The following is a 15,138-nucleotide window of genomic DNA, read 5'->3' on the forward strand; positions in this document are numbered from 1 at the left end:
GCGGGCGCCCTTCCGGCGCCCGCCCGCCGGATCCCCGGGGTCAGTCCGCCGCGCCGGGCGCGTACGTCCCGAAGCTCCAGACGTTGCCCTCGCCGTCTCGGGCCATGTAGTCGCGGGAGCCGTAGTCCTGGTCCGTGGGCGGCATCAGGATCTCCACGCCGTGGGCGACGGCGCGGGAGTGGTGCTCGTCGACGTCGCGGACCCGGACGTAGACGCCCACCGGACCGGAACCGGCCATCAGCTTGTCGAACTCGCTGCCGGTGCCCGAACTGCCGAGCATCACCATCCCGTTCCCGTACGCCAGCTCGGCGTGGGCCACCAGGCCGTCCTCGCCCTCGTACACCGCGGTGGCGGTGAACCCGAAGGCCTCCGTGAGCAGCGTGATCGCCGCCTTCGCGTCCCGGTACGTCAGCGCCGGACAGATGTCGGGTGCCTCGGACATCCCGCTCACTCCCTCTCGATCGAACCCGCTCGGTCGGATGTGACCTGGGGCACAGTCTTGCAGTCGGCGTCGCCCCTCAGCGGAAGGTGTTGCACTGGGCCATGTCGCCGGTCCGGTAGCCCGTGCGGAACCACTGCTGCCGCTGCTCGGCCGAGCCGTGCGTCCAGTTCTCCGGGGTCACCCGGCCCTGGAAGCGCTCCTGGATGCGGTCGTCGCCGACGGCCGCCGCCGCGTCCAGGCCGTCCCGGATGTCGGTGTCGTCGAGCCGGGTGAGCAGCGGCCGTCCGGTGGACTCGTCGGGGGTGGTCGTCGCGTGCCGGGCCCACACGCCCGCGTAGCAGTCCGCCTGGAGCTCGACGCGGACCGCGTTGGAGTCGGCGCCGGTCCGCCCGTCCTGGGAGCGGCTGAGCGTCCCCATCAGGTTCTGGACGTGATGGCCGTACTCGTGGGCCACCACGTACGCCTGGGCGAAGGGTCCGCCGCTGGAGCCGAACGTGGTCCGCAGCTCCTCGAAGAAGCCCAGGTCCAGGTAGACCTGCCGGTCGCCGGGGCAGTAGAAGGGGCCGACCGCCGAGCTCGCCGCGCCGCACGCCGTGGCGACCCGCCGGCTGAACAGGACGGTGGAGGCGGGGGCGTAGGTGCCGCCCCTGCGGGTGTACTCGCCCCGCCAGTAGTCCTGGAGGCTGTTGACCACGGCCACGGTCCGGCAGTCCTGCCGGCTGTTGGCGTCCGCGCCGGTCCGGCAGTCCTGGCTCACCTGCGCCGCGGAGGAGGAGCTGGCCGCGGGCGTGTCCTCGCCGCCGCCGGAGAGCCCGAGCTGGTCGGGGCCGACGCCGAGGAGCAGGCCGAGGATCAGGGCGACGAAGCCGATGATCCCGCCGCCGACGGTGGCCCTCCCGCCCGGGACGCGGCTGCCGCGGACGTCCTTCACCTCGGTGGTGTCCAGACGGGCGTCGTCGTCGAACTGCACGGTCCACCTCCGCGTCGCCGCGGCGGCCGGACCGCCGCCCTCCGCCGAGTATCGAATGATCTCGACCGATCCGCTCTTTTTGTCAGTGATTCAGGCGATCCTCTGGGTGATGAGAGATAAGTCCCTCTCTGTCCTCCGTCGCCCGTGTGGCCGAAAACCAGTTGCATCAGCCCGTTAGACTGGCCGCATGGCCGTTCTCCTCTGGGTGCATTAGCGGCGTCGACGCCCGCCACCAGCCGTCTCTTCCGCCGTCTTCCCACCGCCCTGGAGTCTGTCCGTGATCACCGCTTCCGGCATCGAGCTGCGCGCCGGCGCCCGCATCCTCATCGAGAACGCTTCCTTCCGCGTCGCCAAGGGCGACCGCATCGGTCTGGTCGGCCGCAACGGCGCCGGCAAGACCACCCTCACCAAGTGCCTGGCCGGCGAGGGCCAGCCCGCCGGCGGCACCATCGCCCGCTCCGGCGAGGTCGGCTACCTCCCGCAGGACCCGCGCACCGGCGACCTCGACGTCCTCGCCCGCGACCGCGTCCTCTCGGCCCGCGGCCTCGACGTCCTCATCCGCAAGATGCGGATGAACGAGGAGCGGATCGCGACCGGCTCCGGCGCCACCCGCGAGAAGGCCCTCAAGCAGTACGAGCGCCAGGAGACCGAGTTCCTCACCAAGGGCGGGTACGCCGCCGAGGCCGAGGCCGCCACCATCGCGGCCGCCCTCGGACTGCCCGACCGGGTCCTCGGCCAGCCGCTGCACACCCTCTCCGGTGGTCAGCGCCGCCGCATCGAGCTCGCCCGGATCCTCTTCTCGGACGCCGACACGCTCCTCCTCGACGAGCCGACGAACCACCTCGACGCCGACTCGATCGTCTGGCTGCGCGACTACCTGAAGACCTACCGCGGCGGCTTCATCGTCATCTCCCACGACGTCGACCTCGTCGAGACCGTCGTCAACAAGGTCTTCTACCTGGACGCCAACCGCTCCGTCATCGACGTCTACAACATGGGCTGGAAGCTCTACCAGCAGCAGCGCGAGGCCGACGAGAAGCGCCGCAAGCGCGAGCGCCAGAACGCCGAGAAGAAGGCCGCCGCCCTCAACTCGCAGGCCGACAAGATGCGCGCCAAGGCCACCAAGACGGTCGCCGCGCAGAACATGGCCAAGCGCGCCGAGCGCCTCCTCTCCGGCCTGGACGCGGTCCGCGTCTCCGACAAGGTCGCCAAGCTGCGCTTCCCCGAGCCCGCGCCCTGCGGCAAGACCCCGCTCACCGCCGAGGGTCTGTCCAAGTCGTACGGCTCCCTGGAGATCTTCACCGACGTCGACCTGGCCATCGACAAGGGCTCCCGCGTCGTCATCCTCGGCCTCAACGGCGCCGGCAAGACCACCCTGCTCCGCCTCCTCGGCGGGGTCGAGCAGCCCGACACCGGCGAGGTCACCCCCGGCCACGGCCTCAAGCTCGGCTACTACGCCCAGGAGCACGAGACCCTGGACCCGGAGCGCTCGGTCCTGGAGAACATGCGCTCCGCCGCGCCCGACCTCGACCTGGTCGAGGTCCGCAAGGTGCTCGGCTCCTTCCTCTTCTCCGGCGACGACGTCGACAAGCCCGCCGGGGTGCTCTCCGGCGGCGAGAAGACCCGGCTCGCCCTCGCGACCCTGGTCGTCTCCTCGGCCAACGTGCTGCTGCTCGACGAGCCCACCAACAACCTCGACCCCGCCAGCCGCGAGGAGATCCTCGGCGCGCTGCGCACCTACAAGGGCGCGGTCGTCCTGGTCACCCACGACGAGGGCGCCGTCGAGGCGCTCGACCCGGAGCGGATCATCCTGCTCCCGGACGGCGTCGAGGACCTCTGGGGTCCGGACTACGCGGACCTGGTCGCGCTCGCCTGAGCCCCGGCTGGATCATTCGGCTCATCGCCGGATCCGTCATCTGAGTGAGAAGGTCTCGTACCCCCGGCGCGGGCCTCTGCCGAATCCTTCCGGCAGGGCCCGCGTCGCACGTTTGTTCCCTCAGTAGGCCTGACCTGGCGGTCCCTTGATCCACTCCTTCGAGGGATGCGATCCGGCCCTGCGGAATGTCAGCTTCCGATCGTGCGGACGACGTACTCGTCCGCAAACCCGGCACGACGGACCTTGTCGAATGGGTGGCCAGGATGCCGGGGAGGGGTGATCATGAGAAGTCCAGAGCGCACTTCCCATGAGGAGGCACGGGTGGCCGAGACTCTGAAGAAGGGCAGCCGGGTGACCGGCGCCGCGCGCGACAAGCTCGCGGCAGACCTGAAGAAGAAGTACGACTCCGGGGCGAGTATCCGGGCGCTGGCCGAGGAAACGGGCCGCTCCTACGGATTCGTCCACCGGATGCTCAGTGAATCCGGAGTGACGCTGCGTGGTCGCGGCGGCGCGACCCGGGGCAAGAAGGCAGCCTCGGCCTGACGCCGGGGGCGGCTCGACCCGTCCACCGGGATCCTCCCGGTGGGCACCCGGTCGGTCCTGCGACCGGCCGGGTGGTTACTGTGCAGTCACTTAGCATCGGATGCAGTGCTGCATTGGAACCGGAGGCGCCCCATGACCACGCCCGACGACTCCCAGCTCGTCTTCGACAAGGACGGTGTACGGCTCACCGTCGAGGACGCCGTTGCCACGGTGACCCTGACCAACCCGGCGAAGCGCAACGCCCAGTCTCCCGCTCTGTGGCGGGCGTTGACGGAAGCCGGCCGGTCGCTGCCGGGCAGCGTGCGGATCGTCGTCCTGCGCGGTGAGGGCAAGTCCTTCTCCGCCGGACTCGACCGACAGGCCTTCACGCCCGAGGGCTTCGACGGAGAGCCGTCCTTCCTCGACATGGCGCGCGGGTCCGACGCGGACCTCGACGCGGTCATCGCCGAGTACCAGGAGGCGTTCACCTGGTGGCGCCGCAGCGACCTCGTGTCCATCGCGGCCGTCCAGGGCCACGCCATCGGCGCCGGCTTCCAGCTCGCCCTCGCCTGCGACCTGCGGGTCGTCGCCGAGGACGTGCAGTTCGCGATGCGCGAGACCAGCCTGGGCCTCGTCCCCGACCTCACCGGGACGCACCCCCTCGTCTCCCTCGTCGGCTACGCCCGCGCGCTGGAGATCTGCGCCACCGGCCGCTTCGTCCACGCCGAGGAGGCCGAGCGCATCGGCCTGGCCAACATCTCCGTGCCCGCCGCCGAGCTCGACGCGGCCGTACGGGACCTGAGCGCCGCCCTCCTCGCCGCACCGCGCGACGCGGTCGTCGAGACCAAGGCGCTGCTCCAGGGTGCCATCGGCCGCTCCTACGAGGACCAGCGCACCGCCGAGCGCGCCGCCCAGGCCCGCCGCCTCCGCGACCTCGCAGGCCTCGGCGACTGACAGGCCCTAGCGCAGCTCCGTCACCACCACCGTGACCGCGGCGCCCTCCGGGGCCGCCGCGGCCGCCGCCTCGCGCGCGGCCCGGGCCGTCTCCGGCACCGGGCGGTCCGCGGACACCGCGCACTCCACCCGGACCGCCTCCGGCGTCCGGTGCACCGGTGGGCCCAGTGCGTCCGTCATCGCCGCCACGCCCGGCGCCCGCAGCACCGCGAGGGCCACCGGGTCGTCGGTGGCCGGCGAGGTCAGGGCCGGCGGCGGGGGAGCGGGCTCCGGTACGGGCGCCTCCTCCAGGAGGTCCGTCACCCGCAGGTCGACCTCCGTCACCGCCAGGCCGAGCTCCCGCGCCGCCGCGAGCAGCAGCGCCCGTACCTCCTCCGCCGTCTCCGGCAGCGAGCGCCCGCCCGCCACCGCGGCGAACTCCGCCTCGATCCGCAGCGGCCCGGCCGGCAGCCCGCCCGGCGGCACCGGGAACGGGCCCGGGTCCCCGGCGGGCCCCGCCGCGCCGATCCGCAGGGCGCCCGGCACCGCGTCCCGTACCCCCGCCACCGCCCGGCCCAGCGCCTCCCGGGCCGCGCGCTCCGCGAGCCACGCGCCGTCCGCCGCCGTGCCGAGCGGCAGCAGCCTGCCCGGCGCCAGGCGGTCGCGCACCGCCGTCGTCCAACCGTCACCCGTGGTCATTGCCCCAGCCTGCCGTATCCCCGGAGCGGCATCGGGTAACCGCCCTTAGTGTGGGCGAAGAACCCCGAAATATCCTGAAAGGGGCTTAATCATGACGGACAGCGAACGCAGCGGGGAGTCCCCCACGGTCACCAAGAAGGGCGGCGGCGCGGCCGCCACCCGGGGCCGGACCACCATCGCCGACGGCGTGGTCGAGAAGATAGCGGGCATGGCCGCCCGCGACGTCGTCGGCGTCCACGCCATGGGCAGCGGGCTCTCCCGCACCTTCGGCGCCGTCCGCGACCGCGTCCCCGGCGGAGGCGGCGCCAAGGCGAGCGTCACCCGGGGCGTCAAAGCCGAGGTCGGCGAGGTGCAGACCGCCCTCGACCTGGAGATCGTCGTCGACTACGGCGTCTCCATCTCCGACGTCGCCGGAGCCGTCCGCGAGAACGTGATCGCGGCCGTCGAACGGATGACAGGCCTGGAGGTCGTCGAGGTCAACATCGCGGTCAGCGACGTGAAGCTGCCCGACGAAGAGGAAGACGAGCCGGAGTCCCGGCTCCAGTAGCCGGAAAGGGGTTCATCATGAGCATGGCGGTGGTCGGCCTGCTGGCCGGCATGGGTCTCGGCTTCGCCGGATACTTCGGCGGCTTCGGGGCGTTTCTCCTGGTCGCGGCCCTGGGCGCGGTCGGCTTCGTGGTCGGCCGCCTCCTCGACGGCGACCTCGAACCCGGCGACCTGCTGCGCAGCCGCGACCGCGGCGACCGGCGGCGGTGACGGCGGGTGTCCACGGACGTCACGGAACGCCCGCCGGTGCGGGAACGCGGCGCGACCACGGTCGCCGACCGCGTGGTCGCCAAGATCTCCGCCCAGGCCGCCAAGGAGGCCCTGGGCGGAGTGCCGGAGGGCGGCCACCGGCCGCACGCCTCGGTGGTCGTGCACCGGGACGCCGCCCGCATCTCGGTCAGCCTCGAACTCGACTACCCCACGGACGTCGGCCGCCGCTGCGGCGCCGTCCGGGCCCGGGTCCGCGGCCGGGTGGAGGAACTCGTCGGCATGGAGGTCCACGAGGTCGCCGTGCACGTCGAGCGCCTCCACTCCCCGCGCACCGCGCCCGCCGCCCGGAAGGGCCGCCTGGCATGACCTCACCCGAACAGCCCACCGACGGGGTGCCCGTCCTCACCGAGGACGACGGAGGCGGTACGGAGAGCGAGCGGGTCCGCCGCTTCTGGGCCGTCCGCCGCGTCCCCGCCGCCCTGCTCGCCGCCGTCGTCCTCGGCGGCGCGGGGCTGCTCCTCTACGACGTGGCCGCCGTCCGGGCCGACCGGACCGCCATGAGCTGGCGGCGCGAGCTCGCCGACGACCTCGCCACCCGGCCCCTCGACGACGCCGGGACCCTCGCGATCGCCGCCGGCGCCGTCCTCCTCGGCGTCTGGCTCCTCGTCCTGGCCTCCACCCCCGGCCTGCGCTCGGTCCTCCCCATGCGCCGCACCCACCCCGACGTCCGCGCCGGACTCGACCGGGAGGCCGCCGCGCTCGCCCTGCGCGACCGGGCCATGGAGGTCTCCGGGGTGCAGTCCGTGAAGGTCAGGGTCGGCCGCGCCAAGGTCGGCGTCCGGGCCGTCTCCCACTTCCGCCCGCTCGACGACGTCCGCGCCGACGTCGAGTCCGTCCTCACCGACGGCGTCGAGGAGCTCGGGCTCGCCCACCGGCCCACGCTGACCGTACGGGTGGACCGACCGTCCAAGAAGGGGTGAGGCCCGTGCACGCACCGGTCACCGCCGTCCTCCGGCGCGTCAACCGCGCCCTGCTCGGCCTCGCCGGGCTGCTCCTCGTCCTCGCCGGCGGCGCCGTCCTCGCCGCGGGACTCGACCTGCCCGTACCGTCCTGGTGGCCCTGGTCGGGCCCCGACGACGTGCTCCTGACCGCCGCCCGCCGGCAGCGGTGGCGTGGGGAGGGCTGGTGGTGGCCGACGGTCATCGCCGTCCTCGGCGTCCTCGTCCTGCTCGCCCTGTGGTGGCTCATCGCCCAGTTCCGCCGGGCCCGGCTCACCGAGGTCCTGGTCGACACCGGCGACGGCGACGCCGCCGTGCTGCGCGGCCGGGCCCTGGAGAGCGTCCTGGAGGCGGACGCCGCCGCGCAGGAGGGCGTCGCCCAGGCCCGGGTCGCCCTCACCGGCCGCCGCACCGCCCCCCGTACCCGGGTCGCGCTCCTCCTGGAGCCGTACGCCTCCCCCGGCGAGGCGCTGGCCGGGCTCGGCGGCGAGGCCCTGGCACGCGCGCGTACGTCCGCGGGCCTGGCCGCCCTGCCCACCGAGGCCCGGCTCCGCGCGGTCAAGCACCACGCCCGCCGGGTGACCTGAGACGGCCTGCGGTCAGAAGCCGTGCCGGGCGCCGCCGTCCACCGGCAGCATCACGCCCGTCAGATAGGACGCGGCGGGGGAGAGGAGGAAGGCGGCCGTGCGGCCGAACTCCTCCGGGGTGCCGTAGCGGCGCAGCGGGATCCTCGCCTCGTTCGCCGCCCGGGCCGCCTCCGCGTCGCCGGAGAGCGCGTCGAGCTGCCGCGCCCGGTCCGTGTCGATCCGGCTCGGCAGCAGGCCGACCACCCGGATCCCGCGCGGGCCCAGGTCGGCGGAGAGGGACTTGGCGAAGCCGGCGAGCCCGGGACGCAGCCCGTTGGAGATGCTCAGGCCCGCGATCGGCTCGTACACCGAGCCGGACAGGACGAAGCCGATCACGCCGCCCTCGCCCAGCGTCTCGGCCGCCGCCCGGGCGAGCCGCACCGCGCCGAGGAAGACGGTGCCGAAGGCCGCCGTCCACTGCTCGTCGGTGTTGTCCGCGCCGAAGCCCGGCGGCGGGCCGCCGACGCTGATCAGGATGCCGTCGAGGGCGCCGAAGCGGGCGCGGGCCTCCGCGATCAGCCGGGCCGGGGTCTCCGGGTCGTCGTTGTCGGCGGCCAGCCCCGCCGCCCCCTCGCCCAGCTCGGCGACGGCCGCCGCGACGGCATCCTCGTGGCGGCCGGTGACCAGCACCCGGGCGCCCTCGGCGAGCAGCGCCTCCGCGGTGGCCCGGCCCAGCCCCCGGGTCGCGCCGGTGACGACGTACACGCGGTCCTTCAGTCCAAGATCCATGGGCCTATCCTGCCGCCTCGTCCCCGGCCAGCGCGAGTGCCGTACCCGCCAGGCCGATGTGGCTGAAGGCCTGTGGGAAGTTGCCGAGTTGCCGGCCCGCCACCGGGTCGTACTCCTCCGCCAGCAGCCCCACGTCGTTGGCGAGCCCCACCAGGCGCTCGAAGAGCTCCCGGGCCTCGGCGGGGCGCCCGGTCATCCGCAGGGCGTCGGCCAGCCAGAAGGAGCAGACGAGGAAGGCGCCCTCCCGCCCGGGCAGCCCGTCGACCGCGCCCGAGTCGGGGCTGTAGCGGCGCAGCAGGCCCCGGTGGGTGAGCTCGGCGCGCACCGCGTCCACCGTGCCGACCACCCGGGGGTCGTCCGGCGGCAGGAAGCCGACCCGCGGGATGAGCAGGGTGGCGGCGTCGAGCTCCCGCGAGCCGTACGCCTGGGTGAAGGTGTTCCGCCCGGGGTCGTACGCCCGCGCGCAGACCTCGGCGTGGATCTCGTCGCGCAGCGCCCGCCAGCGGCCCGGCTCGCCGGGCAGCGAGGGGTCCGCCTCCAGGGTGCGCACCGCCCGGTCGGCGGCGACCCAGGCCATCACCTTGGAGTGGGTGAAGTGGCGGCGGGGGCCGCGGACCTCCCACAGCCCCTCGTCGGGTTCGCGCCAGTGCGACTCCAGGAAGCCGAGCAGGCTCAGCTGGAGGTTCCAGGCGTGCCGCTCGGCGGGGATGCCCGCCTCCCGGGCGAGGTACAGGGTGTCCATGACCTCGCCGTACACGTCGAGCTGGAACTGCTCCACGGCCGCGTTCCCGATCCGTACGGGGGTCGAGTCGGCGTAGCCGCGCAGCCAGGGCAGCGCGGTCTCGGGCAGCCGCCGCTCGCCGGCGGGGCCGTACATGATCTGGAGGTCGGCGGGGTCGCCGGCGACGGAGCGGAGCAGCCAGTCGCGCCAGGCGGCGGCCTCGTCGGCGTATCCGGCGGCGAGCAGGGCGCCGAGGGTGAGGGAGGAGTCGCGCAGCCAGCAGGCCCGGTAGTCCCAGTTCCGCACCCCGCCGATCTCCTCCGGCAGGGAGGTGGTGGGGGCGGCGACGATCCCGCCGGTGGGGGCGTAGGTGAGCGCCTTGAGGGTGATGAGGGAGCGGACCACGGTGTCCCGGTGCGGCCCCCGGTAGGCGCAGCGGGCGGCCCATTCCCGCCAGTCGGCGAGCGAGTGCTCCAGGGACTCGAAGGGGTCGACGAGGGCGGGCCGCCGCTCGTGGGAGGGGTGCCAGGTGAGGACGAAGGCGACCTGTTCGCCGGCGGTGACGGTGAAGGAGGAGCAGGTGGCGTACTGCTGACCCCAGGTCTTGACCTGCGGCTCGCTCCGCAGCCAGACGGCGTCGGGCCCGGCGACCGCGACCCGGTGCCCCTCGGACTTCCGCACCCACGGCACGATCGAGCCGTAGTCGAAGCGGAGGCGGAGCACGGCGCCCATCTCGACGCGGCCGCGGACGCCCTCGACGATCCGTACGACGTCCGGGGCGCGGTCCCGCTGGGGCATGAAGTCGGTGACCTTGACGGTGCCGGTGCGGGTCTCCCAGAGGGTCTCCAGGACCAGGGAGTCGTCGAGGTAGCGGCGGGAGGAGCAGGTGGTGGCGCCCAGGGGGGCGATCCGCCAGTGGCCGTTGTCCTCGTCGCCGAGGAGGGCGGCGAAGCAGGCGGCGGAGTCGAATCGGGGCAGGCACAGCCAGTCGATCGAACCGTCGCGTCCGACGAGCGCGGCGGTCTGGAGATCGCCGATCAGGGCGTAGTCGTCGATGCGTCGGGTCACGCTCTGGGCTGTTCCCGGAAGCGACGGCGGTCAATCAGCGGGCCCTACGTGGCCTGGATCGCGTCGCCGGCCTCTTGCGGGGCCGCCGGGGTCGTCCCGTCGCCGTCGCCGTGGTCCCCGTCGCTTCCGTCGGCGGCGCCCTCCGCTTCGCGGTCGCGCTTCTCGCGGCGTACGAGGACGAGCCAGCCGACCGGTACGCCGGCGGCGAAGAGCCACCACTGGACCGCGTACGCCATGTGCGCGCCGATCGAGTCGTGGTCGGGCTCGGGGATCTGTTCGGGGGAGCCGCCGGCCGACGCGGGCGCGGTCTGCTCGATGTAGCCGCCGAGCACCTCGCGGCCGATGAGCTCGGCCTGCTGGGCGCTGCTGATGAGCATCACCTGACGGTCCGGCAGGCCCTTGAGGTCCTTGATGCCGCTGGCGCCGGTGGTCTCGTCGGCCTTGAGCCGGCCGGTGACGGTGACCCGGCCGCGGGGGGCGGGCGGGACCTCGGGGTAGTCGCGCTGGTTGGCGGCGCCGGGCACCCAGCCGCGGTTGACCAGGACGATCCGGCCGTCCTGGAGGACCAGCGGGGTGAGCACGTGCGCGCCGACCCGGTCGTCGGAGGAGGTACGGCGGCGGACGACGACCTCGTGCGCGGTGTCGAAGGTGCCGGTGGCGGTGACCCGGCGCCAGTAGTCGGCGCGGGGGACGGCGTGCCCGGGGGAGGTGAGCTCCTCGACGGGGACCGGCGCGGCCTTCAGGTTGTCCGCGATCAGGGTGTTCTGGGCGACCCGGCGTTCGTGCCGGTGGAACTGCCAGAAGCCCAGCTCGATCATCACGGGGATGAGGACGAGGGCGACGAGGGTGAGGATCACCCACTGCCGGGACAACAGGAAGCGGTACACCCCACGACCGTACGACACGGGCGTGGGGCGTCCGCACACCGGGTCGGGTGACCGGCGCCACCCGTCCAGGATCGTTTCTTCGTCAGGGGACCGGGGGCTCACACCCGGTCGACGATGCCCGCCTTCCCCTCGGCGCGGGCGCAGTGGGCGCCGCAGTACCACTTCCCGTCGGCCTCGACGCCCTGTCCGATGATCTGGACCCGGCAGTGCTCACAGATGGGCGCCATGCGGTGGATGGCGCAGGAGAAGCAGTCGAAGACGTGCACCGCGCCCTGCGCGTGCACCTCGAAGGACATGCCGTAATCGTTTCCGCAGACCTCACAACGTGCCATGCGCCACAGGGTGGTGCCCCGGGGGCCGCGCGCGCCGCGCGGCGCGCCCGCCGGGGGCGGGGTGTCACCCGTCTGCCGGGGCCACGTCCCGCAGCAGATGGGCGTAGGCGGCCTCGTCGACGATCGGGGTCCCGAAGGCCTTCGCCTTGACCGTCTTGGAGGTGGCGGAGTCCGGGTCGTTGGTGACCAGCAGGCTGGTGAGCCGGGAGACGGAGGTGGCGACGTGCAGCCCGGCCTCGACCGTGCGGTCCTCCAGGAGCTCGCGGTCGACGGAGGTGTCGCCGGAGAAGGCCACCCGCATGCCCTGCTTGAGCGGCTTGTCGCTCTCGTACCGGCCGGGGTTGGGGTACGGGCAGGCGGGCCGCTTCCGGGAGGGGCGCCAGCTCCCCGCCCCGTACGAGGACTGGCGGCCGATCAGCGGGCGGGCCGGCGCCGACGCCCATTCGGTGAGCGGCCGGCATTCGAGGAGCGGCAGTCGCACGCCCCGCTCGGCCGCCGCGTGGAGGCTGGGGCGGAAGGCCTCGGCGAGCACGCGCGCGTCGTCGAGGGCGTCGTGCGCGCGCTGCTGCACCACACCGAAGTGGGCGGCGAGCGTGGCCAGCTTGTGGTTGGGCAGCGGCAGCGCCAGCTCCTTGGCGAGGGCGATCGTGCACAGCCGCTGCTTGACGGGCGCGGTCCGCTCGGCGCGCGCGTACTCCCTGGCGATCATCTGCCAGTCGAACATGGCGTTGTGCGCGACGAGGACGCGGCCGTCGAGGCGGGCCGAGAACTCCTCGGCGATCTGCGCGAAGAGCGGTGCCCCTTCGAGGACGTCGCTGGTGAGGCCGTGGATCCAGACCGGTCCCGGGTCCCGCTCGGGGTTCACCAGTGTGTACCAGTGGTCCTCCACCTCGCCCTGCGCGTCGAGGCGGTAGACGGCGGCGGACACGATCCGGTCGTCGCGGGCGAGACCGGTGGTCTCCACGTCGACGACCGCGTACCCCCGCGGGTAGGCGGCCGGCCACGTCGCTGCTGTCGTACGGTCGTCGAGCATGGTCATTGAGAATACGGCCCGCGACCGACAGCGCCGCCCCCGCTGTCCTGAATGTCCGTGATGTCCCCTGGGGAAGGTGTCGAGGGGCCCGCCAGCAGCCCCTCCACCAGGGCGCGCACCGAGGCGGCGAAGAGCCGGTCCGGGTCGGGCGGGGCGGCCAGGGCGCGGGCGAGGAGCGGATCGGCGCCGGCCGCCCCGGCGCCCCACAGCTCCTCCTCGGCCGGCGACTGGACCGGCGCCCGCTCGCGGTTGCGCTCCACGAGCACGTAGCCGACGGCCTGGAAGGTGACCGCCCGCACCAGCTCCGCGGCCCGCTCGCCGCGCAGCCCCGCCGCGTGCGCCTCCCGGACCAGGGCCCGCTGGGCCGGCAGGAACATCCGCTCCGTCAGGCCCCGCTCGTGGACCATCGCCACCAGGTGCGGCCGCTCCCGCAGCGCCCGGCGCAGGGCGTGCGCCACCGAGCCGATCCGCTCCACGGGCCCCTCGCCGCGCGGCCGGATCGCGCCGAGGTCGGCCACCGTCCGCTCGGCCAGCGCGTCGAGCAGCGACTCGCGGTTGCCCACGTGCCAGTAGATCGAGGTGACCGCCGTGCCGAGGGCGGCGGCGAGGCCGCGCATGGTCAGCCCGTCCGGGCCGTGCGCCCGCACCAGGGCCGCCGCCGCGTCCAGGACTTCCTCGCGGCTGAGCGTCTGGCGTGCCATCCGTCATCCCCCCTGACGTCCCGTCAATTCGCCGCGCCACGCGTCTTTACCCCTCCCCGGCGGCGGTGTAACAGTGTTACAGGCCTTCGCCCCGGTACGTCCGGGAGGCCGGGGGCCGTATCCGTCCGGAAGGGTGGTACGACATGGCACGAGTACGGTACGGGGCGCGCACCGAGGCGGAGGGCGCCGCCGCCCGGGCTGCCGCGGCGAGGCTCCCCGACATCTGGTCCACCGGCGTCGTCGCCGTCTGGGAGACCGACCCCGACGCGGTGGCGGCGGTCCTGCCGCCGCCGCTGGGGCCCACCGGGCGCCCCCTCGTCCGGGTCACGATCAGCAAGGTCGACCTGCCCGGCTACCCCCTGGGCGCCGGCTCGGTCTCGGTGGCCGCCGCCCACGGCGACACCGAGGGCTGGTACCCGCTGGTCATGCCGATGACCCACGAGCGGGCCCTGATCGGCGGCCGCGAGGTCTTCGGCGAGCCGAAGAAGCTCGGCGAGGTCGTCGTGGAGCGCGACGGGATCGTGGTCGGCGCCCGGCTCGCCCGGCACGGCATCGCCTTCGTCGAGGTCCGCGGCGCCGTCTCGGGGCCGCTCCCCGTCCCGGGACCGGCCGAGAAGACCGACTTCTACTTCAAGTTCCTGCCCGGCGTGGACGGTTCCGGCTTCGACGCCGACCCGGTCCTCGTCCACTGCCTCCGCCGCGAGAAGGTCAGGAAGCTGGAGCGGATCACCGGCGACGTCGTCCTGCGCGAGTCGATGTACGACCCCGTCGCCGACCTCCCGGTCCGCCGGCTCGTCGAGATCACCCTCGGCGAGAAGACCTCCGACCAGCGCGGCCGGGTCGCCGAACGGGTCTCCGCCGAGGCCCTGCTGCCCTACGTCCACCAGCGCTACGACGACCCCGCGCAGATCCTCGACGGCCCCCCGGAAGGAAGTGCCCGATGGAGCTGAGGGAGGGACAGGTCGCCGTCGTCACCGGCGCCGCGAGCGGCATCGGGCGGGCGATGGCCCGCCGCTTTGCCGCCGAGGGCCTCGCGGTCGTCCTCGGCGACGTCGAGCAGGGGCCGCTCGCCGAGACCGCCGACGAACTCATGGACGGCGGCGCGCAGATCCTCGCCCGTACCGTCGACGTCTCCGACCCGGACGCCGTACGGGCCTTCGCCGACGCCGCCTTCGACACCTTCGGCGCCGTCCACGTCCTCTGCAACAACGCGGGCGTCGGCTCCGGCGCCGAGGGCCGCATGTGGGAGCACGAGCCCAACGACTGGAAATGGGCCTTCTCCGTCAACGTCTGGGGCGTCTTCCACGGCATCCAGGCCTTCGTCCCCCGCATGCTCGCGAGCGGCGAACCCGGCCACGTCGTCAACACCTCCTCCGGCGACGGCGGCATCGCCCCGCTGCCCACGGCCTCCGTCTACGCGGTCACCAAGGCCGCCGTCGTCACCATGACCGAGTCCCTCTACGCCCATCTGAAGGCGGAGCACGCGCGCGTGGGCGCCTCCGTCCTCTTCCCCGGGCCCCACATGCTCCGCACCGGCCTGTGGGAGTCGCACCGCAACCGGCCCGAGCGGTACGCCAAGGAGCGCCCGCGCCGCACCCCGTACCGCTCGCTCGACCAGTGGGAGGCCGCCATGAAGGAGGCCGGCCACGAGATCGCCTTCACCCCGGTGGAGGAGGTCGCCGAGCACGTCGTCGAGGGGATCAGGGCCGACCGGTTCTGGATGCTCCCGGCGAGCGAGCACAGCGACCGGCAGATCCGGGCGCGCTCCCGCTCGATGCTCGACCGCGCGAACCCGACCTATCTGGAGAGCTTCATCCTCGACTGACCGGCCTGAGGGGGCTGTGC

General features: G+C 73.9%; 19 protein-coding genes. 10 read left to right on the plus strand and 9 right to left on the minus strand.

Annotation, left to right across the window (positions count from 1 at the left end):
- Positions 1–40: 40 nt before the first annotated feature.
- Together HHL19_RS05625 and HHL19_RS05630 are read right to left on the minus strand one after the other, a co-directional pair.
- Positions 41–442 carry a VOC family protein gene (locus tag HHL19_RS05625; RefSeq protein WP_169086025.1) on the minus strand — a complete coding sequence of 134 codons (402 nt, stop codon included), beginning with the start codon at positions 440–442 and terminating at the stop codon, positions 41–43.
- 76 nt (positions 443–518) lie between these two features.
- Positions 519–1,412, minus strand: coding sequence for a neutral zinc metallopeptidase (locus tag HHL19_RS05630; protein ID WP_169086027.1), 894 nt, complete (start codon positions 1,410–1,412; stop codon positions 519–521).
- Positions 1,413–1,689: 277 nt separating this feature from the next.
- Here HHL19_RS05630 and HHL19_RS05635 point away from each other — a divergent pair, with 277 nt between their 5' ends.
- The 3 genes from HHL19_RS05635 to HHL19_RS05645 all read left to right on the plus strand — a co-directional run bounded on the left by HHL19_RS05635 (position 1,690) and on the right by HHL19_RS05645 (position 4,764).
- A complete protein-coding gene (locus HHL19_RS05635; protein WP_169086029.1) occupies positions 1,690–3,288 on the plus strand; it encodes an ABC-F family ATP-binding cassette domain-containing protein in 1,599 nt (532 codons plus the stop codon).
- Between the two features lie 321 nt (positions 3,289–3,609).
- Positions 3,610–3,831 (plus strand): helix-turn-helix domain-containing protein, encoded by a 222-nt coding sequence (locus HHL19_RS05640; RefSeq protein WP_006123601.1) that lies wholly within the window; start codon positions 3,610–3,612, stop codon positions 3,829–3,831.
- Between the two features lie 132 nt (positions 3,832–3,963).
- Positions 3,964–4,764 (plus strand): enoyl-CoA hydratase/isomerase family protein, encoded by an 801-nt coding sequence (locus HHL19_RS05645; protein ID WP_169086031.1) that lies wholly within the window; start codon positions 3,964–3,966, stop codon positions 4,762–4,764.
- Positions 4,765–4,770: 6 nt separating this feature from the next.
- On the opposite strand, the gene HHL19_RS05650 is transcribed toward HHL19_RS05645, so the two are convergent.
- Positions 4,771–5,442 (minus strand): hypothetical protein, encoded by a 672-nt coding sequence (locus HHL19_RS05650; RefSeq protein WP_169086033.1) that lies wholly within the window; start codon positions 5,440–5,442, stop codon positions 4,771–4,773.
- Between the two features lie 91 nt (positions 5,443–5,533).
- On the opposite strand from HHL19_RS05650, the gene HHL19_RS05655 reads away from it, so the two are divergent.
- From HHL19_RS05655 to amaP, 5 genes are read left to right on the plus strand one after another with little or no spacing between them, the layout of a single operon-like run.
- On the plus strand, positions 5,534–5,989 hold the full coding sequence (locus HHL19_RS05655; protein ID WP_169086035.1) for an Asp23/Gls24 family envelope stress response protein: 456 nt from the start codon (positions 5,534–5,536) through the stop codon (positions 5,987–5,989).
- 17 nt (positions 5,990–6,006) lie between these two features.
- Complete coding sequence (locus HHL19_RS05660; protein ID WP_169086037.1) at positions 6,007–6,198, plus strand: hypothetical protein; 192 nt, start codon at positions 6,007–6,009, stop codon at positions 6,196–6,198.
- Between the two features lie 6 nt (positions 6,199–6,204).
- Positions 6,205–6,564: an Asp23/Gls24 family envelope stress response protein gene (locus tag HHL19_RS05665; RefSeq protein WP_169086039.1), complete on the plus strand. Its 360-nt coding sequence runs from the start codon at positions 6,205–6,207 to the stop codon at positions 6,562–6,564.
- Entirely contained in the window at positions 6,561–7,178 is a 618-nt protein-coding gene (locus tag HHL19_RS05670; RefSeq protein WP_240981394.1) for a DUF6286 domain-containing protein, read from the plus strand. The genes HHL19_RS05665 and HHL19_RS05670 overlap by 4 nt, the downstream gene beginning before the upstream one ends.
- 5 nt (positions 7,179–7,183) lie before the next feature.
- Positions 7,184–7,783 carry an alkaline shock response membrane anchor protein AmaP gene (amaP, locus tag HHL19_RS05675; RefSeq protein ID WP_169086041.1) on the plus strand — a complete coding sequence of 200 codons (600 nt, stop codon included), beginning with the start codon at positions 7,184–7,186 and terminating at the stop codon, positions 7,781–7,783.
- Positions 7,784–7,795: 12 nt separating this feature from the next.
- On the opposite strand, the gene HHL19_RS05680 is transcribed toward amaP, so the two are convergent.
- From HHL19_RS05680 to HHL19_RS05705, 6 genes are all read right to left on the minus strand, one after another.
- Complete coding sequence (locus HHL19_RS05680) at positions 7,796–8,551, minus strand: SDR family oxidoreductase (protein ID WP_169086043.1); 756 nt, start codon at positions 8,549–8,551, stop codon at positions 7,796–7,798.
- A gap of 4 nt (positions 8,552–8,555) precedes the next feature.
- Positions 8,556–10,340, minus strand: a complete 1,785-nt coding sequence (locus tag HHL19_RS05685) for a glycoside hydrolase family 15 protein (protein WP_169086045.1) — start codon at positions 10,338–10,340, stop codon at positions 8,556–8,558.
- A 44-nt stretch (positions 10,341–10,384) separates the two neighbouring features.
- On the minus strand, positions 10,385–11,227 hold the full coding sequence (locus HHL19_RS05690; protein WP_169086047.1) for an SURF1 family protein: 843 nt from the start codon (positions 11,225–11,227) through the stop codon (positions 10,385–10,387).
- A 98-nt stretch (positions 11,228–11,325) separates the two neighbouring features.
- Positions 11,326–11,559: a hypothetical protein gene (locus HHL19_RS05695; RefSeq protein WP_169086049.1), complete on the minus strand. Its 234-nt coding sequence runs from the start codon at positions 11,557–11,559 to the stop codon at positions 11,326–11,328.
- Positions 11,560–11,623: 64 nt separating this feature from the next.
- Positions 11,624–12,598, minus strand: a complete 975-nt coding sequence (locus tag HHL19_RS05700) for a DEDDh family exonuclease (RefSeq protein WP_169086051.1) — start codon at positions 12,596–12,598, stop codon at positions 11,624–11,626.
- Positions 12,595–13,293: a TetR/AcrR family transcriptional regulator gene (locus HHL19_RS05705; protein WP_169086053.1), complete on the minus strand. Its 699-nt coding sequence runs from the start codon at positions 13,291–13,293 to the stop codon at positions 12,595–12,597. Before HHL19_RS05705 ends, HHL19_RS05700 begins: the two co-directional genes overlap by 4 nt.
- A 143-nt stretch (positions 13,294–13,436) precedes the next feature.
- Here HHL19_RS05705 and HHL19_RS05710 point away from each other — a divergent pair, with 143 nt between their 5' ends.
- Together HHL19_RS05710 and HHL19_RS05715 are read left to right on the plus strand one after the other, a co-directional pair.
- On the plus strand, positions 13,437–14,243 hold the full coding sequence (locus tag HHL19_RS05710) for an acetoacetate decarboxylase family protein (RefSeq protein WP_169086055.1): 807 nt from the start codon (positions 13,437–13,439) through the stop codon (positions 14,241–14,243).
- On the plus strand, positions 14,234–15,118 hold the full coding sequence (locus HHL19_RS05715; RefSeq protein WP_169086057.1) for an SDR family NAD(P)-dependent oxidoreductase: 885 nt from the start codon (positions 14,234–14,236) through the stop codon (positions 15,116–15,118). Before HHL19_RS05710 ends, HHL19_RS05715 begins: the two co-directional genes overlap by 10 nt.
- Positions 15,119–15,138 lie beyond the last annotated feature (20 nt).

Origin of the sequence: Streptomyces sp. R302, from assembly GCF_012927245.1 — a bacterium.
Lineage (GTDB): Bacteria > Actinomycetota > Actinomycetes > Streptomycetales > Streptomycetaceae > Streptomyces.